Source organism: Pseudomonas sp. P8_229 (genome assembly GCF_034008635.1).
Taxonomy (GTDB): domain Bacteria; phylum Pseudomonadota; class Gammaproteobacteria; order Pseudomonadales; family Pseudomonadaceae; genus Aquipseudomonas.
The window spans coordinates 6,262,271-6,286,766 of record NZ_CP125378.1 but is presented as its reverse complement, the minus strand read 5'-3'; the positions used below and the strand labels follow the sequence as shown (position 1 = coordinate 6,286,766).

18 protein-coding genes and 2 pseudogenes are annotated in these 24,496 nt (G+C 62.1%); 1 reads left to right on the top strand and 19 read right to left on the bottom strand.

The window, feature by feature from the left end; translation table 11 throughout:
• Nucleotides 1-11: 11 nt before the first annotated feature.
• From QMK55_RS28205 to QMK55_RS28680, 17 genes and pseudogenes are all read right to left on the bottom strand, one after another.
• On the bottom strand, nt 12-698 hold the full coding sequence (locus QMK55_RS28205; protein WP_102355112.1) for a glycosyltransferase: 687 nt from the start codon (nt 696-698) through the stop codon (nt 12-14).
• Nucleotides 695-1,294: an SAM-dependent methyltransferase gene (locus QMK55_RS28200; RefSeq protein WP_102355113.1), complete on the bottom strand. Its 600-nt coding sequence runs from the start codon at nt 1,292-1,294 to the stop codon at nt 695-697. The genes QMK55_RS28205 and QMK55_RS28200 overlap by 4 nt, the downstream gene beginning before the upstream one ends.
• Entirely contained in the window at nt 1,291-2,061 is a 771-nt protein-coding gene (locus QMK55_RS28195) for a PIG-L deacetylase family protein (protein WP_102355114.1), read from the bottom strand. The genes QMK55_RS28200 and QMK55_RS28195 overlap by 4 nt, the downstream gene beginning before the upstream one ends.
• Nucleotides 2,058-3,056: an acyl-CoA dehydrogenase family protein gene (locus QMK55_RS28190; RefSeq protein ID WP_102355115.1), complete on the bottom strand. Its 999-nt coding sequence runs from the start codon at nt 3,054-3,056 to the stop codon at nt 2,058-2,060. The genes QMK55_RS28195 and QMK55_RS28190 overlap by 4 nt, the downstream gene beginning before the upstream one ends.
• A gap of 1 nt (nt 3,057) precedes the next feature.
• Entirely contained in the window at nt 3,058-5,217 is a 2,160-nt protein-coding gene (gene glgX, locus QMK55_RS28185; protein WP_320328293.1) for a glycogen debranching protein GlgX, read from the bottom strand.
• A 250-nt stretch (nt 5,218-5,467) separates the two neighbouring features.
• Nucleotides 5,468-5,803, bottom strand: coding sequence for a DUF2934 domain-containing protein (locus QMK55_RS28180; RefSeq protein WP_102355117.1), 336 nt, complete (start codon nt 5,801-5,803; stop codon nt 5,468-5,470).
• Nucleotides 5,804-5,830: 27 nt separating this feature from the next.
• Nucleotides 5,831-8,599, bottom strand: coding sequence for a malto-oligosyltrehalose synthase (locus QMK55_RS28175; RefSeq protein ID WP_320328292.1), 2,769 nt, complete (start codon nt 8,597-8,599; stop codon nt 5,831-5,833).
• Complete coding sequence (gene malQ, locus QMK55_RS28170) at nt 8,596-10,674, bottom strand: 4-alpha-glucanotransferase (protein WP_102355119.1); 2,079 nt, start codon at nt 10,672-10,674, stop codon at nt 8,596-8,598. The genes QMK55_RS28175 and malQ overlap by 4 nt, the downstream gene beginning before the upstream one ends.
• Complete coding sequence (gene treZ, locus QMK55_RS28165) at nt 10,671-12,473, bottom strand: malto-oligosyltrehalose trehalohydrolase (RefSeq protein WP_102355120.1); 1,803 nt, start codon at nt 12,471-12,473, stop codon at nt 10,671-10,673. The genes malQ and treZ overlap by 4 nt, the downstream gene beginning before the upstream one ends.
• A gap of 18 nt (nt 12,474-12,491) precedes the next feature.
• Complete coding sequence (glgA, locus tag QMK55_RS28160) at nt 12,492-14,078, bottom strand: glycogen synthase GlgA (RefSeq protein ID WP_102355121.1); 1,587 nt, start codon at nt 14,076-14,078, stop codon at nt 12,492-12,494.
• 650 nt (nt 14,079-14,728) lie between these two features.
• Entirely contained in the window at nt 14,729-15,682 is a 954-nt protein-coding gene (locus QMK55_RS28155) for a D-2-hydroxyacid dehydrogenase family protein (protein ID WP_102355122.1), read from the bottom strand.
• 13 nt (nt 15,683-15,695) lie between these two features.
• Nucleotides 15,696-16,748 (bottom strand): alpha/beta fold hydrolase, encoded by a 1,053-nt coding sequence (locus QMK55_RS28150; protein WP_102355123.1) that lies wholly within the window; start codon nt 16,746-16,748, stop codon nt 15,696-15,698.
• An 86-nt stretch (nt 16,749-16,834) separates the two neighbouring features.
• Nucleotides 16,835-17,269 carry a YqaA family protein gene (locus QMK55_RS28145; protein ID WP_320328291.1) on the bottom strand — a complete coding sequence of 145 codons (435 nt, stop codon included), beginning with the start codon at nt 17,267-17,269 and terminating at the stop codon, nt 16,835-16,837.
• Nucleotides 17,269-17,715: a DUF411 domain-containing protein gene (locus QMK55_RS28140; RefSeq protein WP_102355125.1), complete on the bottom strand. Its 447-nt coding sequence runs from the start codon at nt 17,713-17,715 to the stop codon at nt 17,269-17,271. The genes QMK55_RS28145 and QMK55_RS28140 overlap by 1 nt, the downstream gene beginning before the upstream one ends.
• A 332-nt stretch (nt 17,716-18,047) precedes the next feature.
• Nucleotides 18,048-18,995, bottom strand: coding sequence for an IS110 family transposase (locus QMK55_RS28135; RefSeq protein ID WP_102359176.1), 948 nt, complete (start codon nt 18,993-18,995; stop codon nt 18,048-18,050).
• 328 nt (nt 18,996-19,323) lie between these two features.
• A pseudogene (locus tag QMK55_RS28685) lies at nt 19,324-19,851 on the bottom strand (methyl-accepting chemotaxis protein); the annotation flags it as partial.
• A gap of 333 nt (nt 19,852-20,184) precedes the next feature.
• Nucleotides 20,185-21,315: pseudogene (locus QMK55_RS28680) on the bottom strand (cache domain-containing protein); the annotation flags it as partial.
• A 380-nt stretch (nt 21,316-21,695) separates the two neighbouring features.
• Here QMK55_RS28680 and QMK55_RS28125 point away from each other — a divergent pair.
• A complete protein-coding gene (locus tag QMK55_RS28125; protein WP_102355127.1) occupies nt 21,696-22,223 on the top strand; it encodes a hypothetical protein in 528 nt (175 codons plus the stop codon).
• Between the two features lie 48 nt (nt 22,224-22,271).
• Here the strand turns inward: QMK55_RS28125 and QMK55_RS28120 are convergent, their stop codons facing one another.
• Together QMK55_RS28120 and QMK55_RS28115 are read right to left on the bottom strand one after the other, a co-directional pair.
• On the bottom strand, nt 22,272-23,198 hold the full coding sequence (locus QMK55_RS28120) for a GNAT family N-acetyltransferase (protein WP_320328289.1): 927 nt from the start codon (nt 23,196-23,198) through the stop codon (nt 22,272-22,274).
• A complete protein-coding gene (locus QMK55_RS28115; RefSeq protein WP_320328288.1) occupies nt 23,198-24,487 on the bottom strand; it encodes a phenylacetate--CoA ligase family protein in 1,290 nt (429 codons plus the stop codon). The genes QMK55_RS28120 and QMK55_RS28115 overlap by 1 nt, the downstream gene beginning before the upstream one ends.
• Between the last annotated feature and the right edge of the window lie 9 nt (nt 24,488-24,496).

Below are 24,496 nucleotides of genomic sequence, written 5' to 3'. Positions count from 1 at the left end.
GATTCGTCGCGTCACAGATCAATCTGATCCGCTTTTTTTTGCTCCAACTGTGCCAGATGTCGAAGATAATCACCGAATCCACCCCGTGCGCGGCTGTTCAGGCGGGCGCTGGTGTGCACTTGTGGGCGATGGCTCCAGGCGATGTCGGCGCCGGACAGTTCCAGTTGTCGTACCAGGTGCACATCCTCGTCGCAGGCCAGCGGCGGGAAGCCGCCGGCCCAGCGATAGGCGTCGGCACTGACCCCGAGGTTGGCGCCGTGGATGTGCCGATGCCCGTCGCGAGCCTGATAGTGGCGGTGATAGCGGATCTGTGCGGCTGCATCGAAGGTCTGATCCCAATGCTCGACAGTCACGGTGCCGCATACCGCGTCGGCGCCAAGCCCAAGCTGCGCCACCAGCCAGTCATCGGCCACCCGGCTGTCGGCGTCGGAGCAGGATATCCAGCGCGCACCGCGCTCCAGCAGGACTTGCGCGCCGGCGGCCCGGGCCTGCCCGACGTTGCGTGCGTCGATGTGCAGGCTCTGCACCGGATAGTTGCTGACGATCTGCGCCGAGCGATCGGTGCAGCTGTCGAGCACCACCAGCACTTCCACTGGTTCGCCGGCCAATAGCCCGTGTTTGCTGGCGCGCAGCGCAGCGGTGAGGCATTGCCCAAGCAGGTCTTCCTCGTTGTGCGCAGGAATCACAATACCGATCATCGCAGGCCCTCCAGCGTTGCCACCGAGCGCGGTTCGCGGCTCCAGACTTCAAGAATGAAATCCGCTTCCTGATGCAGCGCCACACGCGGCAGGGGCAGTTGCGCGTGGATCAGGTCGTGGACCTGACGCGCATTGAGCGGGCAGCCTTCGATCGGCGGGCGCCAGTGGCAGGCCAGCAATTGACCGTCGGCGGTCAGCGACTCACTGATGCGCCGGATCACGTCTGTCAGATCCTGGGCGTCGAGGTAGTAGCCGATTTCGCTAAATACAATCAGGTCGAATTTTTCCTCCGGCCAGTCGCCGGGCAAGCGACTTTGGCGCACTTGGGCGTGGTCAAAAAGACTCAGTCGGGTCCGCGCCAGATTCACCGCCGCGCTGGCAGTGTCGCAGCACAACAGACGGTCGCAACGCCCGGCGAGTTCGGCGCTGAGTTCGCCGTTGGCGCAACCGGGTTCGAAGATTGCCCGATAATGCGCGCGGGGCAGGGCGGCGAGGGTGATGGCGCGTTTGCGCTGTTCGTACCAGCGCTCGCGAAAGGCCCAGGGGTCGTCGTTGGCGCTGAACAGGCCTTCGAAGTAGCGATCATCGACGCTCATAGAAACACCACTTCAAAAGGTTGCAGCAGACGATCCAGCACGTAGGGCGCGAGCACCGGTGGCAGTCCGGCATCTGGGTCGCCTTCCAGTTGACTGGCGAACGCGTGCACTGCGTGGCGTTTGCGCGCGACCTGCTCGGCGGACAACAGGATCTTGCGCGCCCGATACCACGGCACCGTGGCGTCTTCGGGATCGGCCCAGTGCCAGGTCCACACCGGCAATTCGTGACAGCTGGCACCGACCCGCCGTGCGGCTTCGATGCTGGCGCGGCCGACGGCCTCGTGATCGCAATGGCCGTCTTCGCACCAGGTGCTGAACACCACGTCACCGGGCTGTAAATGGCGTTCGATGAACTCGACGAGGGTTTGTTCCTGAGCGGCGACCTGGGTGTCGGTGAAGCCTGCGCGCAACCATTTCATCCGGTGCAGCGGCACGCCGAGACGGCGCAGGGCTTCGGCTGACTCCTGTGGGCGAACCACGCTCAGACGCTCCACTGGCCAGCGCTCGGAGCCGGGGTGACTGGCGCTGCCATCGGTGACCGAGATCAATTCCAGAGGGCGACCGGCTGCCGCGAGCAACTGCAGCAGGCCGCCACAACCGAGTACTTCATCGTCCGGGTGCGGGGCGACGATCACGGCGCGGGCACCGGGCGGCACCAGGCTTTGGACATCGATGCTGTCCAGCGCAGCCAGTTGCCGGGAATGTTGCCATTGGTACAGGGAGGTGCCCTGGCCGATGATCGGGTTGGGTTTGCTGGCGGCGTTCATAGTGTCCAGGCCTCCTCGGGGTGTTCGGCAATCTGTTGGCCGAGGGCAGCCAGGTCGCGCTCGGCGTGGCTCTGGCGCAGGAATACCGGAAGATCAGCGCTCAACCGCGCGAAGTGCCGATCCTTGCAAAACGGCCCGGCACCGAGCGCTCGCCCGACTTCGCGCAGTACTTGCTCGGCGGTTTGTTCGACCACGGCGCGAGCACGCCGGGCCAGCAATTCAGCATGGGTCTCGGGGTGCGCGTCGATGTGCAGCGCACTGAAACGCAGCACGCTGGCCGCCGCGTACAGCGCCGCATCGACCGCGCCGAGATGGGCCAGGGCATGCGGCTCCTGGCGATGTGCGCAGTGTTGGCGCAGGGTCTCGGCAATCTGCTGTGTCGCGCCGTACCAGCACGCGGCGATGCCGATCCCGCCTTGCCAGAAACCGGGGCGTTGCAGGTAATCGCCGGGGTTACCGATGGCCTGCGCTTCGGCGCCGTCGAACAGCACCTCGACGCTGCCGGTGGCGCCCATGCCGACCGCTTGCCAACCCTCATTGGTAATGCTCACGCCCGGTTGATCGAGCGCTACTGCAACCAGTTGCTGGCGCTCATCGGCGTCCCACGCGGTGAGCAGCGCATGGCTGAGCACCGCCGCCCCGGAGCACCAGGCCTTGCGCCCGTCGAGGCGGACCATGTGCCCGGCCGGCGTTATTTGCACCCGCGCCTGTGGCGGTTCGGCAGCCCACATGCCCCAGGTGCTGCCCGGCGTTGGCGAACCGCCGAGTTGTTCGATGATCGCCAGCGCGTCGGTGTGGCCTTCATACAGTTTGCACAAACCCAGATCGTGCCCGCCGACCTCGGCCAGGCGCTGAAAGCGCTCCAGCGTGCGGCCACTGCCGGGTAACGGCAGTTGATCCAGCCCGGCCTCGACCATCGCCCGCAGGCAGTGGCCGAGGGCCGAGGTGTCGCGATAGTCCGGCGGACGGCGCGCCAGATAGCTGTGCAGGTCCATATCAGTCTTCTTCTTCGCGTTGCAGTTCGAACAGCAGTAGCGAACGGCCGGTGACGGAATATTCATGGCCGAACTCGAAACGCTCCTGACCGCGAACTGCCGGTTGATTGGTGTCGACCATGCAGGTCCAGAAACTGCCTTCGGGCACTTCCGGCAGCTTGAAATTGACGATGTCGTGATGCGCGTTGACCACCAGCAGCAACGTCGCATCGCCACCCTTGCGACGGATCCCGGTTTCCTGGGCGCGGCCGTCGAGGAGCATGCCCAGGCAACGGTTATGCGCGTCGTGCCAGTGTTCAGTGGTCATCTCGGTGCCGTCCGGCGCCAGCCAGGTCACGTCCTTGACGCCGATGTCCTCGTTATATTCACCGACCAGAAAACGCCCACGACGCAGGATCGGATAAGCCAGGCGCAACTTGATCAGGCGTTTGACGAATTTGAGCAGCGCCTTGCCGTCCTCGCTCAGGTCCCAGTTGACCCAACCGATCTCGCTGTCCTGGCAGTAGGCGTTGTTGTTGCCGTCCTGGGTGCGGGCGAATTCGTCGCCGGCGACGATCATCGGCGTGCCCTGGGCCAACAGCAGGGTGGCGAAGAAGTTGCGCATCTGCCGGTGACGCAGGGCATTGATCTCGGGATCGTCGGTCGGGCCTTCGACGCCGTGGTTCCACGACAGGTTGTTGTTGCTGCCGTCCTGATTGTTTTCGTCGTTGGCCTCGTTGTGCTTGTCGTTGTACGACACCAGGTCATTGAGGGTGAAGCCGTCGTGGGCGGTGATGAAGTTCACCGACGAATACGGCCGCCGCCCGCGCTGGTTGAACATCTCGCCCGACGCGGTCATGCGGCTGGCGAAGTCGGCGACCTGGCCGTCGTCACCTTTCCAGAACGCGCGCACGGTGTCGCGGAACTTGTCGTTCCACTCGACCCAGCCCGGCGGGAAATTACCCACCTGATAACCGCCGGGGCCGCAGTCCCACGGCTCGGCAATCATTTTCACCTGACGCAGCACCGGGTCCTGACGGCAGGCGACGAGGAAGCTGTGACGCTCGTCGAAACCGTCGTGATAACGCCCGAGAATGGTTGCCAGGTCGAAACGGAAACCGTCGACATGCATCTCGCTGGCCCAGTAGCGCAGCGAGTCTGTGACCATTTGCAGCACGCACGGGTGACTCAGGTCCAGCGTGTTGCCGGTGCCGGAATCGTTGATGTAGAAGCGCTTGTCGTCGGGCATCAACCGGTAGTACGAGGCATTGTCGATACCGCGCATCGACAGGGTCGGACCTTGCTCGTTGCCCTCGGCGGTGTGGTTGTAGACCACGTCGAGGATCACTTCCAGATTGGCCTCGTGCAGGTGCGCGACCATTTCCTTGAACTCGGCGATCTTGCCGCTGGCCAGGTAACGCGGGTCCGGGGCGAAGAACGCGATGCTGTTGTAGCCCCAGTAATTGGTCATGCCCTTGTGCAGCAGGTGTTGGTCGTTGACGAAGGCGTGGATCGGCAGCAATTCCACCGACGACACGCCGAGTTTGCGAATGTGCTCGAGCACGTCGTCGACCATCAACCCGGCAAATGTGCCACGCACGTTTTCCGGCACCGCTGGATGACGCATGCTGATGCCGCGCACGTGGGTTTCATAAATGATCGTCTTGTCCCACGGCACGCTGACACGGTGGTCGTTGCCCCAGGTGTGGGCCGGGTCGATGACTTTGCATTTGGGCACGAACGGCGCGCTGTCGCGTTCGTCGAAACTGAGGTCGGCATCCGGGTGGCCGATGGTGTAGCCGAACAGTGCCTCGGACCATTTCAACTGCCCGACCAGTTGCTTGGCGTAGGGGTCGATGAGCAATTTGTTGTGGTTGAAACGATGACCATTGGCCGGGTCGTAAGGGCCATACACGCGATAGCCGTAGATCAGCCCCGGGTGGGCGTCGGGCAGATAGCCGTGAAAAATCTCGTCGGTGTATTCCGGCAGTTCGATGCGTTCGAGTTCGACTTCGCCGGCATCGTCGAAAATGCACAGTTCAACCTTGGTGGCGTTGGCCGAAAACAGCGCAAAGTTCACCCCCAGACCATCCCAGGTCGCACCGAGCGGGAAGGGCAGGCCTTCACGGATTCTGGACGGCTCGGCGTGCGCGGCGGGCTCGGCTTGCTTTGGACGGGTCATGATTGCTCCTGCAAAACGGGTTGGTTCGAATAACGGATCAACTGTGGGAACAGAATCTGTGGTGAGGGGATTTATCCCCGATGGGTCGCGCAGCGGCCCTGCGACTGCTTCGCAGCCGATCGGGGATAAATCCCCTCACCACAGACATCTGTCCCTGACAGGGGGTGTTTGAGGTTTCTTGAGGACGAGTTGGCCCTCGGTGGCGAGCGAACCCGCCACACGGTCATTCAGTTCAATAATCCCGGGTGGGTCAGTTGGCCGGGGGCTTGCGCGGGGCGCGCGGCTTTTTTTCGGCGGCTTTTTCGCCCGGTGGAATCACTTTGGCGGCGCTGGATGGCTTGGCTTTGGCGTCCGCAGGCGTCTTGGGTTTGGCCGCCGGCGTCTTGCTTTCGGTGGCTTTGCCGGTCGCAGTCTTGCCGGCAGTTTTGCTGCCAGCGGCCTTTGGCGACTTCTTCGGTGCCAGGGCCTCGGCTTCGGCCAGTTTGCGCGCCATCTCCCAGTGGCGCGCTTCGTGACCTTCAGGCTTACCTTCCGATTCCCAGATCTGATAGGCGAACTCGCGGATGCGTTTATCGTCGGTACTCATCGCAATGCTCCTGAACTGAACTCGTCGTTACGTAAAGAGTTGGATAAAGAGATTGACCGGGATATCCCCCAGCGCGGCGCTGACGTTCAGCTCCCTGTTTTTTGTGACTGCGCTGCTGTGAAAAAGTCCCTTCAGGTTTGTGTCAGAGGCGGCGAACGGTAAAACCACCCGCGTATCGCCCCAGCGCAGCGCATCGACCTGTGGCACGGCACTGTTTTCCAGCAGCGTCGCGCAGCGGATCGGCACGATCACGATGGCGTACGTCCCTGCGTGTTCACGGGCAAACGCGAGCACGTTGTGCGCCTGGCTGCCCAGCACCTCCAGGGCCTGGTACGTGCCTCGCCGAAACAGCTCGGCGTGTTCGGCGCGCAGGTTCAATGCCTGGGCGATCAACGCTTGTTTGATGCGCCCGTCACGCCAGTTCGCCAGCAGATCCTCAAGCAATGCATGTTCGTGCAGGGCCTGCTTGCGAGCGGCGTAATCCACCGGCCGGCGGTTGTCCGGATCGACCAGGCTGAAATCCCAGAACTCGTTGCCCTGATACAGATCCGGCACCCCCGGCACGGTCATGCGCAGCAAGGTTTGCGCCAGGCCATTCAGCGCGCCGGCCGCGGCGATGCTGTTGACGGTCTTGCTCAGCGCCGCGCGCAGCAGTTCGCCCTCGTCCCCGGTGAGCAGGCGTTGGGTGAACGTCTGTGCGGCGTTCTCATAGGCTTCGTTGGGCGCGCTCCAACTGCTTTGCAGCTTGGCTTCGCGCAGGGCTTTCTGTTGCCACTGCCAGATGCGCCGCGCGTAATCGGCAAAGCCTGATTGATCGTCACTGCGCAGTTGCAGCGGCCAACTGCCGAGCAACGCCTGATAAAGGATCAGTTCATCGGCGGACGACGGCAGGTGATCGTCGTCACGCAACGGCCGGGCGAGGGCGCGCCACAGCTCGACCTGTTCGGCGTACCAGTGGCTGCGCTCGCTGAGCACCGCCAGCCGTGCGCGGGTGTCTTCGCCGCGTTTGTGGTCGTGGGTGGCCGTGGCCAGCAGATTGTCGGGAAACGTCTCCAGCCGCTGCTGATTGAGCGCATGAAAGTCACTGACCGGCGCGCTGAATTGCTCGGTGTTGTAGCCGACGTCATTGCGCGACAGCAGCACCGCCGAGCGATACAGCGCGGTGTCTTCGACGGCCTTGGCCGCTGCCGGTGAGGTCAGTTGCTGGAAGCGCACGCAGGCGTGTTTGAGGATCTTGCGCGAGCGCCCACGCGGTTTGTGCCGCCATGGCGTGCCGCCGAGCCAGACCGCCACGCAGTCGAGCACCGGCCAGTCGCCTTCGCCGAGGTTCTGGCGGGCACCGTCCATGGCTTGCTGGAAGAACTGTTCATCCTGCGCCGAGCGGCCCAGTGCGCTGATATAAGTGCGATAGACCGGGAAGTGCACGATCAGCGCCTGCAACACCCGGCGGATCGCGCCGAGGGTCAGGTCACGGGTCATCAAGTCATCCCGCGCCACTTGCAACAGGGCTTGGGCAACGCTTTCGCAATCACTGGCCAGCGAACCATTGAGGATCTGCTGGCGCGCCAGTTGTGCCTCTTCGATGAACGCTGCCGGGCGCTCGGTGCGCCGTTGCCAGAGGTCGCCGAGCACATATTCGCCATCGGGGTCGTGTTGCAGCAGCGACAGTTGATTCATGAATTCGTAACCGGTGCTGCCATCCACTGCCCAGTCACGGCGCAGGGCTTCGCCGGCGCCGAGAATCTTCTCGACGTAGATCGGCAAGTGCCGGCCCGGCGCGAGCAGGTCGAGGCGCCGGCGCAGTTTGCGGCAGTACCCGCGCGGGTCGGCGAGGCCGTCGATGTGGTCGATGCGCAGGCCGTCGACCAGGCCTTCGGCGATCAACTGGAAGATCTTGCCGTGGGTCGCTTCGAACACGGCAGGGCGTTCGACGCGCAGGCCACCGAGTTCGTTGATGTCGAAAAAGCGCCGCCAATTGATGTCGTCCGCTGCGGTACGCCAACTGGCGAGACGGTAGCTTTGACGTTCGAGCAACGGGTGCAGCTTGTCGAAACCTTCGGCGGTGGTGGAATCGTAATGCGCGAGACTGCTCTCGATTGCCGCGAGGATCTGCGGATCACTGGCCAGCTCGCGCAGTTCTGCCTTGAGTGGCATTGCCAGCGAGTGAGCGTCGGTCTGGTAGCTGAGGGTACTGAAACGATCGGCCAGGGACTTCAGCACTGCGACCGGTTTGAGCAGTTCGCCGTAGTCGTTCGGGCAGATCGGGAAGTGATGCTCGTAATGCTCGACGTGGAAACGGCCTTGCTGCACATCGAAATGCAGTTTCAGCGTACCTTCCTGCAGGGCGATGCCGTAATCGCTGCCGAGAAACGGCAGCAGCAACTGGCCTTCCATCAACGGGTCCGGCGAGTGCCATTGAATGTCGAAAAACTCGCCGTAAGGGCTCAGCCGGCCCCATTCCAGCAGGTCGAGCCACCACGGATTGTCACCGCCGCCGACCGCCATGTGGTTGGAGACGATGTCGAGGATCAGCCCCATGTTGTGTTCGCGCAGAGTGCTGACCAGTCGCCGCAGCGCCGGCTCGCCGCCGAGTTCCGGGTTGACCTGGGTCGGGTCGACCACGTCGTAGCCGTGCATCGAGCCCGCACGGGCCGCGAGCAGTGGCGAGGCATAGATGTGGCTGATGCCCAGGCTGGCAAAGTACGGCACCAGCGGCACTGCTTGTTCCAGGGTAAAACCCTGGTGAAATTGCAGGCGCAGGGTGGCGCGCAATGGCTGGATGAGCGTCTGGTTCATTGGTCACGCTCGGCAGCCTGAAGGCGGGCGCAGGCCAGCAGTTCCAGACGGCGCGCGGCATCGACGCCATCGAGCAAGGCTTCGCTGTTACCGGGCAACCGTCGCGACCAGTTCGGGTGGCTGTCGATGGTGCCGGGCAGGTTGGCCTGTTCGTCGATGCCCAGCGCATCCTCCAGCGGCAGCAATACCAGCGGTGCGCGGGTATGGCCGAGGAAGCGCACGCTGGCGTCCACCACCTGATCGGCTTCGTGGGATTCTTCGCGGAAATTCTGCGGGTCCTGACTCAGGGCGCCGCGCAGGCCTTCACGCTCACGCTGGCGATGACGCCGCCATTCGATTTCGCCGTTGGCATCGACAAAGCCCAGGCGCGCATTCCAGTCGATATCGCGGCCATGCCACCAGCCGTTGAGCGTCGGCAGGTCATGGGTGCTGGTGGTCGCCAGGGCGTTGTCCGGCCAGTCGAGAATCGGCTTGAAGCGGGTGTTGTCCTGTTCAAATAGCAGCACGCGCATGCCGAGAATCGAGCGGGCACTGAGTTTCTCCCGCAGGCCATCGGCTACGGTGCCGAGGTCCTCGCCGAGGACGATGGCCTGATGGCGATGGGATTCGAGGGTCAGCAGACGCAGCAGATCGTCCACCGGGTAATACAGGTACGCACCGTCGGCCGGTGCGGCGCCGTTTGGAATCACCCACAGGCGTTGCAGGCCCATCACGTGGTCGATGCGCAAGCCCCCGGCATGCGCGAAGTTGGCCCGGAGCATGTCAATGAAGGCACGAAAGCCGTTGCGGATCAGGCCTTCGGGCGAAAACGCGGAAATCCCCCAGCCCTGACCGGAGCGGTTGAGAATGTCCGGCGGCGCGCCGACGGTGAGCGAAGCGAGCAATTCGTCCTGAAAACTCCAGGCTTGACTGCCGGCACCGTCGGCACCGACTGCCAGGTCGGCGATCAGGCCGATGCCCATGCCGGCGCTGCGCGCGGCGGTTTGCGCGCGCTCCAGGCAGCGGTGGATCAGCCATTGGCAGAAAGCGAAGTAGCCGATGCGCTCGGCGTACTCCTCGGCAAACGCTTCGAGGGCGGCGCCGCGCGGGTCGTGCCAGTGTTCCGGCCATTCGCGCCAGTCGAGGCTTTCGCCACGAGCGGCGCGCATTTGCTGGATGGCTTCGAAGCGGCAATGGTTTTCCAGCGCTTCGCCACCGCTGTGGCGGAAACTGGCGAAGTCCGGATGCAATGGATGCTCGCCCGCGACGAAGCCGTCGTACAAGGCTTGCAGGAGCTTTTGTTTGGCATCGGCCGCCGTCGGCCAATCAATAAGCTTCAGGTCTTCCAGTTGCTGGAATTGTTCGGCCAGCCCGCTGGCCTCGATCGCATCACGCAGGGCACGTTCACCGAGGATCGCCCCGGGGGCGGCATACAGCGAGTTGAGGAACAGACGGCTGGACGGCGAATAGGGGCTGTAGCGCCCGGTGTCGGCGCTGAACATCGCGTGCAGCGGGCTGATTGCCAGCGCGTCGGCGCCGCGCTCGCCGGCAACCCGGGCCAGTTCTTCCAGCGCTTGCGTGTCGCCAAATCCGCCATCGCCGGGGCGGCGCAGACCGTACAGTTGCACGCTCAGGCCCCAGACGCGGGGGATCGGGTTGTCCACCGCATCGCCGACGCTGAAGCAGCGCTCCGGCGCTACGGCCAAAGTGAAATATTGATCGTCGATGTGCACCTGTTGATAGCCGACCGGGATCAGCCCGGGCAGCACCGCTTCGGCATCGAGTCTGAGGTTCAGTCGCGAGCCGTCTTCAAGGTGGATTTCACACGGGGTTTCAGGTTCGAAATAACGCGCCAGATCCACGCCGACACCTACGTCGGCGGTGAGCAGCGGCGGCAAGTGGCGGTCTTGCTGGACTTGTTGCAGCTCCAGCAGACTGGCGTCGATTTCCTGCGCGGTATTGGCCGGATGGCCCAGTCCGGTGAGGACATTGCGCAGCACCGCCGGGGCGACTTTTTGCGGGCGGCCATTAGCGTCGATCCAGTCGACGGCGAGGCCGGCTCTGCTGGCGAGAATTTCCAGTTGCGCATCGCTCATAGGCGCTCTCCATCCAAAGGTTGCAAGGGGGTTGCGGCCGTGAGGCTGACAAGCGCGCAATACGCGGGCAGTTGGCCCGGTTCCGACAGGGCAACGGCCGGCGGCTGTTGAAACAGCCACACGGCGTTGGTCTGTGCAGGGTTGACCACTGGCGTGTCGCTGAGGTTCAGGTCAATTCGCAGCTCACTGCCATCGCCCAGGCGCCAGCGCGCACTGACCGCGCCATGGCCGAGCATGTGCGCGCCGAGCGCCTGGGTGCCGGACAGGTGGGGAATGATGTGTTGATGGCGCAATTGCAGCAGTTGCCGGTACAAGGTGAGGGTTTCCTGCTGTTTCGCGGTGCCGCTGCCGATCAGTCGCGGCTGTGAGGCGTGGAAGGTCTGTTCGGCATTCGGGTCGGGAATCTTTTCGCGCTGATGCGGATCGGTGAAAGCGCTGAACCCGGCGAATTCATTGCGCCGGCCTTCGCGCACCAGCTCCGCCAGTTCGCCGTGGTGGCTGGTGAAAAACAGGAACGGCTGCTCGGCCGCGAACTCGTCGCCCATGAACATCAGCGGAATCATCGGCGACAGCAGCAACAGCACGGTGGCCGCCTGCACCGCCCGAGGCTCGGCCAGTTGATGCAGACGCTCGCCGAGGGCGCGGTTACCGATCTGGTCGTGGTTCTGCAGGAACAGAATGAAAGCGGTGGAAGGCAGGTGTTCGCTCGGCTCGCCGCGCGGTTCACCGTGACGGGTGATATGGCCCTGGAACACGAAGCCCTGGCTCAGGCAACGGGCCAATTGTTCGGTGGGTTGCAGCGCATAGTCAGCGTAGTACGCGTCGGTTTCGCCGGTCAGCAGCACGTGCAAGGCGTTGTGGCCGTCGTCGTTCCACTGCGCGTCGTAGTCTTCTTCGAGCAGGCTCGACTGGTTGAGCTCGTTCTCCACGGTCAGCCAGACGTGGCGGGTCGGGTCGATCTGTTGGCGGATGCGTTGCGCCAGTTCGGGCAGGAAATCCGGACTTTCAATCGCGTGAACCGCGTCCAGCCGCAGGCCATCGAAGCGGTATTCCAGTAACCACATCAGCGCGTTTTCGATGAAGAAATCCCGCACCTCACGGCGGCGGAAGTCGATCGCCGCGCCCCAGGGCGTGTGCTTGTCTTCGCGAAAGAAGCCTTTGGCGTAACGGTTGAGGTAGTTGCCGTCGGGGCCGAAGTGGTTGTAGACCACATCGAGAATCACCGCCAGACCATGGCCGTGGGCGCTGTCGATCAGATGTTTGAGTTGTTCCGGGGTCCCGTAAGAGGCTTGCGGTGCGTAGGGCAGCACGCCGTCGTAGCCCCAGTTTCGGCTGCCGGGAAACTGCGCCAGCGGCATCAACTCGATGGCGGTAATGCCCAGTTCGGCCAGACGCGCCAGGTGCTGCTCGACTTCGGCAAAGCCACCGAGTGCGCCAACGTGCAGCTCGTAGATCACCGCTTCGCTCCACGGCCGACCATGCCAGGTGGTGTGGCGCCACTGATAGGCCAGTGGATCGACCACCACGCTGTGGTGGTCAAGGTCACCGTCCTGGGCGCGGGAAGCCGGGTCGGGCACGTCCAGTTCGCCATCGATGTTGTAGCGGTAGCGAGTGCCCGCCGGGCACCGGGTCTTGATCACGAACCAGCCATCGCCCTGCGGCAGCATCGGCAGGGACTGGCCGTTTGCGAGCTCGACACTGACGTAAAACGCATCCGGTGCCCACAGCGCAAATTGTGTGTGTTCGGCGTCCTGCATGATCGCGCCGTGGGGCCAGTTTTCTTGGGTCCGTAACGGCATCGTGGAAAACTCCCTGATTTATTTGTGGCCGGCTTTACCCAGCGCCTTGGCGACCAGTTGTTCGTAGAGTTCAGCGTAGGGTTCGACCGCTTTGCACCAGTTGAACGGCGCGGCCATCGCCCGGCAACGCATGGCATTGAGCAGTTCGGGGAAGGCGAACACCTTGAACGCGCGGCTCAGGGCTTCGCGGTAGCTGTCGGCAGTGGACTCGTCGAAGAGGAAGCCGGTGACGCCGTTCTCGATGGTGTCTGCCAGCCCGCCGGTGTTGCGTGCCACCGGCAACGAGCCGAAGCGCTGGGCGTACATCTGGCTCAGGCCGCAGGGTTCATAACGCGACGGCATCAGCAGAAAATCGCTGCCGGCAAACATGCGCCGGGCGTCGGTTTCATTGAAGCCGATGCGCACGCCGATCTGCCCGGGGAAGCGCAGCGCCAGTTCGCGCATGGCCTGTTCTTCTTCCGGCTCGCCGCGACCGATGATTGCGATCTGGCCGCCGTTGCGCACGATGTATTCGGACACCGCCTGCGTCAGGTCCAGACCTTTTTGATAGACCAGACGCGAAACCACGGCGAACAGCGGCCCGGTGGAATCGTTCAGGCCGAACAGTTCTCGCACATGGGCGGCGTTGACCGCTTTGCCTTCCCAGTCGCCAATGGCGAATGGCGCGAACAGGTGCGGGTCGGTGGCTGCGTCCCAGCTCTCGTCGATGCCGTTGGGGATGCCGCTGAGCAAGCCTTGCTGGGTCTTGGCGGCGAGAAAACCGTCGAGGCCGCAGCCGAAGTCCGGGGTGGTGATTTCCTGCGCGTAAGTCGCGCTGACCGTGGTGATGTGGCTCGAATACGCCATGCCGGCCTTGAGGAACGACATCTTGCCGTAGAACTCCATGCCTTCCTGTTGCAGGGCATGGTTCGGAATGCCGAGCTCCGGGCATGAGCCGAGGCTGGTCACGCCTTGGTAGGCGAGGTTGTGAATGGTGAACAGGGTCGGCGTGCGCTGCCCGCGCCAGTGCATATAGGCAGGCGCGAGGCCGGCGGGCCAGTCATGGGCGTGCACCAGATCCGGGCACCAGTGAATTTGCGCCAGGTTGGCGGCGATGTCGGCAGCGGCCAGGCCCAGGCGGGCGAAACGAATGTGGTTGTCCGGCCAGTCGCGGCCATTGTTGGCGCCGTAGGGCGACCCTTCGCGCTCATACAGTTCGGGGCAGATCAGGACGTAGATCACCAGCCCGTCGGGCATGTCCATGCGGCCGATCTTGCACGGTGGCAGCGCGGCGTGGCCACCGAGTTCGCCGATGATGTGGATCGGGTTTTCGCTGTGCATCACCTGCGGGTAACCGGGGATCAATACCCGCACATCGTGCAGGTGCGCCATGGCGCGGGGCAGGGCGGCGGAAACGTCACCCAGACCGCCGGTCTTCACCAGGTCGGCGATTTCCGAGGTCACGAACAACACTTTCTTCTTGTTGGGATTCTGGCTGGCGACCGGCGTCAGCGTTTTGGTGCTTGGGACGCTGATCGACCGGCTGCCGGGAAGACTCACGCTGCTCGATTCGCCAACGGCCTGCTGAGCACGCTCTCCCTGAATATCCAATGCCGCACTGATCATATGAATCTCCCGTGTCGTTGATCTGATTCTTGTCTTGAACAAGCGATGTCCTTGGCCAAGTCCTGTGGCCGGGCGCAAACGCGCCACGCATCGGTGAGCAAACGCTACCCAACACGCGCAAGCAGAATGGGTGGAGGGGCCGTTGCAAGGATTGCACCAGTCGCGTTGCCCCTGTGTTTCAGATGACCCGTCGCTTCGCGCAAAAGTTTCGACTTTTTTTCCGCATTGTGACCGGCAGGTCGAGCCCCGCGAAAATCAGTCTAGGCCAGATCCTAGAGCGGGCCAGAGCAAATGGGTAAATTGTTCGACAATCGGTTTGTCAGCGGTGAAAGGCAGGGTTTGCAGGGGCGAACGCACCGACGAAGTGCAGGTTTTTTTGCTGGAGAGGGCCAAAACGGTGACTGTCCGGTCACGTTTCTGTGCTAGCGGGAAGGGAGGGTGCACTGTTGTGGTGCGGGCAGTTTGTTGATTTGTTGTCTGTCCGGGCCCCTTCGCGAGCAAGCCCGTTCCCACACTGGAAATGCGTCGTACACCAATCAATTGTGGGATGGCCCCTTTGCTCCCACATTTGACCGGTGTACGCAGTTCCCTGTGGAAGCGGGCTTGCTCGCGAAGGCATCAGTCGGTCCACCGCCCTCCAAAAATTGCGATCAGTTCAACAGGCGAAGCGGGCTCCCCGCCGCCCAAGCCTGAATATCCTCGATCATCTGCGCAAAGAACTGCTCGTAGTTCTGCCGGCTGACGTACCCCACATGCGGCGTGGCCAGCACATTGTCCAGCGTGCGAAACGGGTGCAGTGCCGGCAGCGGTTCCTGATCGAACACGTCCAATGCTGCCCCGGCGATCTTCTGTTTCTGCAAGGCCTTGATCAGCGCCGCTTCATCGACAATCGGCCCGCGGGCGGTGTTGACCAGCAGCGCGGTGGGTTTCATCCAGTCCAGCGCCTGCGCATCGACCAGTGCGCGACTGCGCTCGCTGAGCACCAGGTGCACCGACAGCACATCGGCCTGTTCGAACAATTGCTGCTTGCTGACCCAGGTCACGCCGGATGCTTCGGCGCGTTCGGCGGTGAGGTTTTCGCTCCAGGCGATTACGCGCATACCGAACACCTGGCCGAATTGCGCCACCTTCTGGCCAATGCTGCCAAGACCGAGGATGCCCAGCGTCTTGCCGTGCAGGTCGCCGCCCAGCCCTTGCTGCCAGCGGCCGGCACGCAGGGAATTGGCTTCATTCACCAGATTGCGCGTGGCGGCCATGATCAATGCCCAGGTCAGCTCCGGCGCCGCGTGCTTGTAGCTATCGCTGCCGCAGACCTTGATCCCGAGGCTGGCGGCCGCCTGCATGTCCAGCGCTGCGTTGCGCATGCCGCCAGTGACCAATAGCTTGAGGTTGGGCAGGCGCTGCAGCAGGTCCTGGTCGAACCGCGTGCGCTCGCGCATCACGCAGATCACCTGGTACCGGCCCAGTCGCTCGGCCAGGGTGGCGTTGTCCGCCGGGTAATCATGCTCAAACGTCACTTCGCCAATGCTGTCGAGCACCGACCAGTCGACCACATCCCGTGCCACGTCCTGCCAGTCATCAATCACTGCAATCTGCATCGCCATCAGCCTTACCTCATCAACGAACGGGATTGGTATTGTTCAGCCAGCCAAGCAACGCTTTATGAAATTGCTCCGGTTCTTCCATCTGCGGCGCGTGGCCCATGCCGGGGAATTCGACCAGCGTCGACTGGGGAATCAGCTTGGCGACCTGCTTGCCGAGCACATCATAGTGGCCGATTTTTGCCTTGACCTCTGGAGAGGCGAGGTCCTTGCCGATGGCCGTGGTGTCGGACGTACCGATCAGCAACAGGGTCGGCATCTTCAGGTCCTTGAACTCGTAGTACACCGGCTGGGTGAAGATCATGTCGTAGATCAGCGCCGAGTTCCATGCCACCTGGGCTTTGCCCGGGCCATTGCTCAGACCGGCGAGCATGTCGACCCAACGGTCGAATTCGGGCTTCCAGCGGCCGTCGTAATAAGTGTTGCGTTCGTAGTCGCGAATGCCTTGGGCGGTGACTTTGAGTTCGCGCTGATACCACTGATCAACGGTGCGATACGGCACGCCGAGGGCCTTCCAGTCTTCCAGGCCGATCGGGTTGACCAGTGCCAGTTGTTCGACCTGATCGGGAAACAGCAAGGCGTAGCGGGTGGCGAGCATGCCGCCGGTGGAGTGGCCGAGCAGGGTGGCTTTCTGGATGCCCAGCGCCTTGAGCAGTTGCTGGGTGTTGGTTGCCAGTTGCTGGAAGCTGTATTGATAGTGATCGGGTTTGCTGGAGGTGCAGAAACCGATCTGATCCGGCGCGACGACCCGGTATCCAGCCTCGCTCAAGGCCTTGATCGAACTGTCCCAGGTGGCGGCGCAAAAGTTCTTGCCGTGCATCAGCACCACGGTGCGGCCGTTGGCCTTGCCGTGGGCGGCGACGTCCATGTAACCCATCTGCAGGGATTTACCCTGGGACTGAAAGGCAAAGTGCTTGAGTGTGTAGGGGTACTGGAAGCCTTGCAGCTGCGCACCATAAGTGGGGCCTGCGCCGGGCGCCGCTTCAGTGGGTTCGGCAGCATGCGCAAACAGCGGCAGCGCAGCAGTCAGGAACAGGCCGGGCAGCCAGCGGGTTAGCGTGACGGACATAAGGGCAAACTCCATTGAAATCGGCTGATGCTGGAGCGTCCGGATTAGGGCGATGTTAACCACAGGCAACGGCAACGGCGGAATGTTCAATCGAGCCAGCCCAGCGTCAACATCGCCACCACGGCGTAACGCGCGCCCTTGGCGAAGGTGACAATCAACAGAAAGCGCCCGAGCGGCTCACGCATGACACCGGCGATCAGGGTCAGCGGATCGCCAATGACCGGCAGCCAGCTGAGCAGCAGCGACCAGTGCCCATAACGCTCGTAGTGTTTGCGTGCCGTGGTCATGTGTTTACGGCTGACGGGAAACCAGCGTCGACCCTGAAAGCGTTCGAGGCCACGTCCCAGCCACCAATTGACCAGCGAACCGAGCACGTTGCCCAGCGTCGCCACGCCCAGCAGCCCCCACAGCCAGTAGCGGTCGCTGGCGATCAGGCCGACCAGCAGCGCTTCGGATTGCAATGGCAACAGCGTTGCAGCGCCGAACGCGGCTGCGAACAGCCCGACGTAACCGGCGGCCATCAGTGGGCCGGGTAGTCCGCCACCACCACGTCCGTGCCGTCCTTTTTCAGGCCGATCACTTGATAGGCATCGCTCATGCCATCCATTTCCATGCCCGGAGAACCCATCGGCATGCCCGGTGCGGCCACGCCCAGCAGGTCGTCGCGTTTGCTCAGGGCCAGCACTTGCTCAGCCGGCACATGGCCCTCGACGAACTTGCCGTTGATCAGCGCGGTATGGCAGGAACCCAGGCGCGGTGGCACGCCGTGTTGCTGCTTGAAGCTGCTCATGTCGGATTCGACGTGGTCTTCGACTTTGAAACCGTTGGCTTCGAGGTGGCTGATCCATTTTTTGCAGCAGCCGCAGTTGGCGTCGCGATGGACTTCGATCGGGATCAGGTCGGCAGCCTGGGCCAGGGAGGACAGGAGCAGGGCGCTCAGGGCGGCCAGTCGCAAAGGATTTCGCATGAGGGGCGGTCTCGACTCGGAGGTAAAGCACTGATGGACACCTGTGGCGAGGGGATTTATCCCCGATGGCCTGCGCAGCGGGCCCGAAAAGAAGGGACGCTCCGCGCCCATCGGGGATAAACCCCCTCACCACAGGGGGGGCATTTTCAGGCGGCCATTTTGACCGGATTATCTTGCCCGGCATCAACGGAGTGTTTCAAGTTGATACAAGGCAGACTGGCAGGATGATCGTCGATCAAGGCTGACAGCCTGCTGAGTGAGACATTACAAATCTGTCAGGTGGCCAGATCTGGCGTCCCCCTGTGGGAGATTCTATGGTTCATGCCTAGCCCCTAAACGGCTTTAGGTGAGTATTCGCTCTGGTTTTTCAACAGAGCAAATACCACCCGGGCAAGCTTGCGGGCTAGTGCGACCAGTGCTTGGGTAGTGCTCAATCCGCGCTCTCTTAAAGCCTCATAAAACCCTTTCCACGCCGAGGTCCGGCTCGCCGCCATTGCAGCGTTGTGCAGCAATCGACGTGCCTCTGAGTCGCCTCGTTTGGTCAGGCAGCGACGGCCTTTCTTTTTGCCTGAGTCCGATATGCGCAGATCCAGGCCTAGAAAGGCGATGAAAGCGTCGGCATTCCTGAAGTCCCCACGCTGAAAGGATGCGAGCAAGCGGGCGCCGGTCAACGTACCGATGCCTTCTACCTTCATGCAACGCTTGAGCTGAGCGCCTAAACCGGCTTCGTCTATCTGCGCCAGGATCGTTTTCTCCAGCAGGATTTCCAGTCTTTGCATGGCGTTTATCTGATTTTTGAAAGCGGTTTTGAGCAATGGCTCATTCTCCCAGCTCTGCTTGAGGCTGACACGAGCCTGGACCAGAGCCGCACGACGCCGGAAAAGACTGATGAGCCGGCAATACAAGGGCGACGGCGGTGTCCAAGGGCGTAAGTGGTCCCCTTCGTTTGTCAGATAACGGGCCAGTAATCGGGCATCCAGCGCATCAGTTTTGGCGCGAACGTTCACACCTTTGCGGTAATGGCTGAGCTCATAACCGCCAACCATATAGATCACGCAACCATCGGCATACGCCAGATCAGCAAATTCCTGGTGATAGATATTGGTGGCTTCGATGGCGATTGCCACTGGCTTGGCAGCGGTTTTGAGCCATTTCTTGATCGCCGCTTTGGTATTGGAGATTGTCTCGAGCTGATCTGATTCGGCGTGATAAATCACCAGTTCGTCCTTGGCGACATCAACCCCGATAATCGACTGAGTGGTAACGACGGGCATTGCCATGAGAAATCCTCCGGGCTAAGGTTTGAACGCTTGAAGGGTTCACCCAGAGGCGCAGGCTTGTTCCTATCGTCGGTCTAGGCCAGATGCATTCTTTATCGGCGCTTGGGTGAAAGGAGGAGGGGTGAAATCTCCCACGGTCTGTACTGCGCTAACAGTCAGAATCGAGCCTTGTCCCTCCTCCTCCCTTCAAGTCCTACCATACAAGCGAGCCTGCTCGCGAAGGCAGTGGGTCAGGCACTGGAGGCAGCGACTGAAACCAGGCTTTCGCGAGCAGGCTCGCACACATTGGTTATCTGTAGGGCAGAAAATCAATGTGGAAAGACAGGGGTCAACGGACCTTGAACCGCCCCATAATCGCGCTGACCCGGCTGTTGGCTTCCAGCAACTGGCGGGTGTTGAGTTCGCTGGCCTGGCCGCTGTGCACCAGTTCCTCGACCATGTGGCGGATCTGCACCATGCTGCGGTTGATCTCTTCGGTCACCGCACTTTGCTGTTCGGCAGCGGTGGCAATCTGCGTGCTGAGGCTGTTGATGTGGCTGACCGAGCCGGCCATTTCGTCCAGGCCCGAGTTGACCCGCGCCGTGGCGTCGGCGGCGGACTGGCAGCTGGCCTGAGTATTCTCCATGGCGCTGACCGAGGAACTCACGCCTTGGGTCAGGCGGATCAACATTTCATTGATTTGCGAGGTACTGGCCTGAGTACGGGCGGCGAGGGCGCGCACTTCATCGGCAACCACGGCAAAACCGCGTCCTTGTTCACCCGCGCGGGCCGCTTCAATGGCGGCGTTGAGTGCCAACAGGTTGGTCTGCCCGGCAATCGCGCCGATCACCCCGAGAATCTCGGTGATGCGTTGCGCGTCCTGCTGCATGTTCTCGACTTTCTGGGTGGCACTGGCCACTTCGTCGATCAAGGCCACCACACTGTTGGTCGCTTCACCCACCACCACTCGCGAACGGTCGGCGTTTTCGTTGGCGCGCTGAGTGAAGGCCGCGGTTTCAGCGGCGTTCTGCGCCACGCTGTCGGCGGTCGAGCTCATTTCGGTGATGGCCGTCACGGTCTGATCGGTTTCTGAAGCATGACGTAGCAGGATCTGGCTGGTGTGCGCCGACGTCCGTTGCAGGTCGTCGAGGCTGGTGGCCATGGCGCCGGTGGCCTGGGTCACTTCTCCGATCATGTTTTGCAGGTAGGCAATGAAGGTGTTGACCGAATGGCCGATGGCCCCGAGTTCATCTTCGGCACGGATGGTGATGCGCCGGGTCAGGTCGGCATCGCCGCTGGACAGCAAGTCGATGTTGGCTTTCAGCGCTTTCATCCGCGAAACCAGTTGGCGGATTGCATAGGCCTGCAACAACACCAGCAGGATCACCAGTGGAATCTGCAACAGGCTCAGGCTGCTGAGTACGTCATCGCGCTGGGCGGTGAGCATCTTGGTCGGCAGGGCGGTGGCGAGGAACCACGGCGTGCCCTCGATCGGGCGCATGAAGAAGGTGCTGGCCTCGCCGTTGTTGTCGAACTCGACGCGTTGCGCCTGATCGCGATGCTGCAGGCCGGCCTTGACCTGGCTGGCGAAGGTTGAGCCGGCGGCCAGTTCGCTGATGTTCTTGAGCACGATCGGGCCACTGATGCGCGAGCTGTTGCTGATGATCTTGCCGTCGGCCTCGACGATCAGCATTTCGGCATTCAGGTCTTTTTCCTTGCGCGCGACCAGGTCGTTGAAGAAGCCCAGTGTCACGTCGATGGTCGAAACGCCCCAGGCCGCGCCGTTTTTCTGGATCGCCATGGCGCAGTTGGTGCGCGGCTCGGCACTCGCGTCGTCTTTATAGGCCGCGGCCCAGGCGCACTGGCCGCGCGGGGTCTGCATGCCGCCCTTGTACCAGCTCTGGTCGTAGTAGTTGGGGGCGGCGTCGCTGTTCCAGAAGGTATTCACCGCCAGTTTGCCCGAGGCGTCGCGGTGCCAGAAGGTACTGAATTTGTTGCGCCCGGCCTCACGCTGGCCCGGCAATGGCCAGATCCCGCCACCAAATACTTTCAGCTCGCCGTATTGATCCACCAGTCCCGGCAACACCGTGTCGATGGCCGCGCTGTCGAGCAGGGGAATGGTTTGGGTGATGCTGCGTTGCTGTGACTGCACTTTGTTCAGTTCGCCCTGGATCTGCTCGGCGACTTCGGCGATGCGATTGAGCACGACTTGCTCTTCGGTATGCCGCAGCTTGGGCGCGACCAGTTGGCTGATACCGACCACGGTCAACACCGACAGCAGCAGGATGAACAGAACCAGAAACAGCGTGTAGCGAGCCTGAATGGTGCGGAATGCGGGCATGGATACCGGTCCTTGAGCTGCAAATTTTTATTGTGGAGTCGGGGGAAAGCGGCGGGGGTACATCAGCGTATCGTCGGCGAGCGGGGAAGCTTTAGGTACTTTCGTGCAAGAACGCGCAAGGCAGGCCAAAAGTGCGTATCGGCCTTGATACAAATAAATTGAGCGGCTTTTGCAAGAACCCCAAAAACCCTCAACAAGGTTCGCGCAATCAGCAGAAATGCCCGAGATAGCGCATCTGTGGCGATTTGTATCGAGAATGTACAAAAATTGTAAGCGACTGCACTAAAAGGGTTGGTGCCACTAGTTGGCCGGTAGATACTTCCCGGCATTCGAGTGGTCCAGCAAGGACATTTCATGGTTTTTTCACAGGGAGTCTTCTCATGACGATCGGCATTGTCGGCGGCTGGGAGAGCAAGGCAGGGGTGCTGGTTCGCAACACGGGTGCGAAAAAGCAGGTGAATCAGAGCGTCAAGGTGCAGCAGATGCTGAGCATGGTCGGTAATGACCCGAACGCGCTGAACACCGCCGAAATGGACAAGCAGGGCCTGCGCAAGAACATCAAGGGCTTCGATCCGGCGAACGTCTCGGTCAAGCAACTGGGCAATCTGAGTGTTTTCCTGCGCAGCCGCGGCCTGATCTCCGAGATCACTTCGTTCACGTTGCTCAATGCTGGCGACAAGTTCGACCGGTTCGGCGTGACCAAAGACGTTGATGCCAAATTCAACGCGCTGGAGTACTTCGCGACCCAGCTCGACGCTATCCAGAGCAATGGCCTCAATGGCAACGCTTACGGCAAGAATCTGATCCCCGAATATAAAAAGGCGATCTACGTGCTGCAGAACCTGAAAACCTACGGTGAAGGCAACGCGCCCAAACCTGTGGATCAAGGCATCAAAGCCAAGGCATAAGCCGACCCTCTACGGCCCGTCCATCCTGTGGACGGGCCGTTTTCATGTCTACTGCGGATTGATTTCACCGCTCTGTCGAGCCTGATCCTGCAGGTGTTGCATGTGCGGGCAGTGCAACGTCAGCGCAGATGGCTGATAGCCGCGATGAAACAACGCCAGCCAGCCTTCGCTGCGGTCATCGGGGATAACTCCGGTGAAGGCGAAACCCACTGCAGCCAGTTTGTGCAAGGCGCTGGCAAACCCCTCGGCGAGCCTGAGCCGGAGCGAAATCAGCCACTGCGTCGGCAGTTGTTCCAACTGCTGGAACAGGTCGTCCTCGAGTACTTTCAACACCATGTCATAACGCCCCGATGCATGTTCGAAATGCAGCTTCGGGCCCTTCCAGGGCGCGGCGTTGTCTGCGGTGCCAAACGCTGTTTCCAGGTGCAGCATCAACTCGCGACAAGCTTCTGGCCAGACCAGCGCCGGCAGTGGACGTCGATAGCCGTCGATGCAGCAGTGGCCGACAATGATCGTCTCGCGTCCCGGGCCGCCAAAGGGCGTGGGCACGTAGTCCGGCAACAACCCGCAACTGTGAAAGCCGAGACCGGCGGCCATGCGTTGTGTGTACGGGTGTTGCGTCACCTGCTTGATGGTCACGCCCCGGCAATCAAGCGCCTGAGCATGAATCAGCAACTGCTGGCCCAATTGCGTGGCAATGTTCTGTCCGCGAGTTTCCGGGTGCACCACGCTCAATGCCAGTTCTGCCGTCAGTGAGTGGCTGGCGGCCTGGCGAAACAAAGTGGCGTGCCCGCAGATTTCGCCGTTCATCAGAGCCACCATCGAGTGCCAGCGGCCATCGCGGTGGTTTTGGCTGATCATGCAGGGCAAATAGACGTGCGGTTGCACGTAATGGTCGCCGTAGATTTTCCGGAACAGACAGCTGACCGCCGCTGCATCGCCGATCCGATAGCGTCGCAGGATTACCGTATCCATCATCCTCGCCTCAGGCACGGGGTGCCATATTCGCGCCGGTCGACGACCCGCTGACGTTTGCCGGAGCGCGGATGACAAGCCAGTTCGTCATTAGCGCAGTCGATCACGTGCAGGTCCAGCAGATGATCGGCGTGCAACTGCTCGATCAACGGGTATTGGCCAATCAGCGCGCGTCGCAGCCTTGTGGTCGCCAGGGCAACGTCAGACGTTTGCGTGCCCGCTACCCAGCGCAGACTCAGCAGGTCTTTCTTTCCCTGCTGTTCGATGAGCAGTTGCCAATCGTCGCTGTTGCCGATGGCTCGCACCAGATCGGCAATATCACCCGTGTCCAGGCTCAATACGCCCACCCGCACACGCTGGCTGTGCATGCTGCGGCCTGCCAGGGCGAATTTGCGCATCGGCGTCCCGGCGGGTTCGCGCCAGCAGGCCAGGTCGCCGACAGGGTAACGGATCACCGGCATCAGGCGCCGCGTCAGGTTGGTCAAGACCAGCCGTCCATTGCGGTTGCATTCTTCGATGACCTCACCGGTCACTTCATCGATGATCTCCAGCACACTGTGTGTTTCCAGCATCCGGTGCTCGCCCAGGGCGCAATCGCGGGCACTGATGCCGATGGGACCGGCGTCGACGCTGGCATAGCCGATCGAGGCGATGCGTGCGTTCGGGAACACCCGGTCGAGCAATTGCAGTTGCGCGGGGAACAGGCTCTCACCGCCGTAGAGCAGCGTTTCGACACCTTCCAGCGTCCGTGACTGACGCTCAAGCCAGGCGGCGAACTTCAGCAGTTGGGCGGGTACGCCCGCCAGTACGTTGATCCGGTAGGCACCGATCGAGTCGGCCAGCACGCCGCTGTCGGCCTCTCCGGTAAACGGGAACTCGCAGACGGGCGTCTCGACATGGCTCAGGGCGTCGTGGGTGAAGATGAAACTCGCATATAGGTCGCCGACGAAAAACAGGTTCGCAACCCGGTCACCGGGGTTCAGTTGCGCCGTGAGATGGCGTCCGAAATCACGCACCAGGGTTTGCCATTCGGCGCGGGTGAACAGCGACAGTTTGCCGGAGCCGGTGGTGCCCCCGGTCTTGAAGATCAGTGCATCGTGCGGGGTTGCGGTCAGCACCGGCCATTGGTCTGGATGCTGGCTGTCGCGCCAATAATGCACAGGGTCGATCAAGGGCAGTTCGGCCAAAGTGCTGATGGGCGCTGCGACGTCCTTGAAATGCTCGCGGTAATAAGCCGAATGTTGGCGGGTGAAACTGAGCAGGGTGGTCAATTCAACGGTTGTGTTCATGATCTTTTC

Bases quoted from the DNA above. Each gene is read 5' to 3' on its own strand.
- QMK55_RS28175 (WP_320328292.1), bottom strand. From the start codon at position 8,599: ATGAACCAGACGCTCATCCAGCCATTGCGCGCCACCCTGCGCCTGCAA.
- QMK55_RS28115 (WP_320328288.1), bottom strand. From the start codon at position 24,487: ATGAACACAACCGTTGAATTGACCACCCTGCTCAGTTTCACCCGCCAA.
- QMK55_RS28150 (WP_102355123.1), bottom strand. From the start codon at position 16,748: ATGTCCGTCACGCTAACCCGCTGGCTGCCCGGCCTGTTCCTGACTGCT.
- QMK55_RS28120 (WP_320328289.1), bottom strand. From the start codon at position 23,198: ATGGATACGGTAATCCTGCGACGCTATCGGATCGGCGATGCAGCGGCG.
- QMK55_RS28135 (WP_102359176.1), bottom strand. From the start codon at position 18,995: ATGGCAATGCCCGTCGTTACCACTCAGTCGATTATCGGGGTTGATGTC.
- QMK55_RS28205 (WP_102355112.1), bottom strand. From the start codon at position 698: ATGATCGGTATTGTGATTCCTGCGCACAACGAGGAAGACCTGCTTGGG.
- treZ (WP_102355120.1), bottom strand. From the start codon at position 12,473: ATGCCGTTACGGACCCAAGAAAACTGGCCCCACGGCGCGATCATGCAG.
- QMK55_RS28200 (WP_102355113.1), bottom strand. From the start codon at position 1,294: ATGAGCGTCGATGATCGCTACTTCGAAGGCCTGTTCAGCGCCAACGAC.
- glgX (WP_320328293.1), bottom strand. From the start codon at position 5,217: ATGACCCGTCCAAAGCAAGCCGAGCCCGCCGCGCACGCCGAGCCGTCC.
- QMK55_RS28195 (WP_102355114.1), bottom strand. From the start codon at position 2,061: ATGAACGCCGCCAGCAAACCCAACCCGATCATCGGCCAGGGCACCTCC.
- glgA (WP_102355121.1), bottom strand. From the start codon at position 14,078: ATGATCAGTGCGGCATTGGATATTCAGGGAGAGCGTGCTCAGCAGGCC.
- QMK55_RS28190 (WP_102355115.1), bottom strand. From the start codon at position 3,056: ATGGACCTGCACAGCTATCTGGCGCGCCGTCCGCCGGACTATCGCGAC.
- QMK55_RS28145 (WP_320328291.1), bottom strand. From the start codon at position 17,269: ATGGCCGCCGGTTACGTCGGGCTGTTCGCAGCCGCGTTCGGCGCTGCA.
- malQ (WP_102355119.1), bottom strand. From the start codon at position 10,674: ATGAGCGATGCGCAACTGGAAATTCTCGCCAGCAGAGCCGGCCTCGCC.
- QMK55_RS28125 (WP_102355127.1), top strand. From the start codon at position 21,696: ATGACGATCGGCATTGTCGGCGGCTGGGAGAGCAAGGCAGGGGTGCTG.
- QMK55_RS28140 (WP_102355125.1), bottom strand. From the start codon at position 17,715: ATGCGAAATCCTTTGCGACTGGCCGCCCTGAGCGCCCTGCTCCTGTCC.
- QMK55_RS28155 (WP_102355122.1), bottom strand. From the start codon at position 15,682: ATGGCGATGCAGATTGCAGTGATTGATGACTGGCAGGACGTGGCACGG.
- QMK55_RS28180 (WP_102355117.1), bottom strand. From the start codon at position 5,803: ATGAGTACCGACGATAAACGCATCCGCGAGTTCGCCTATCAGATCTGG.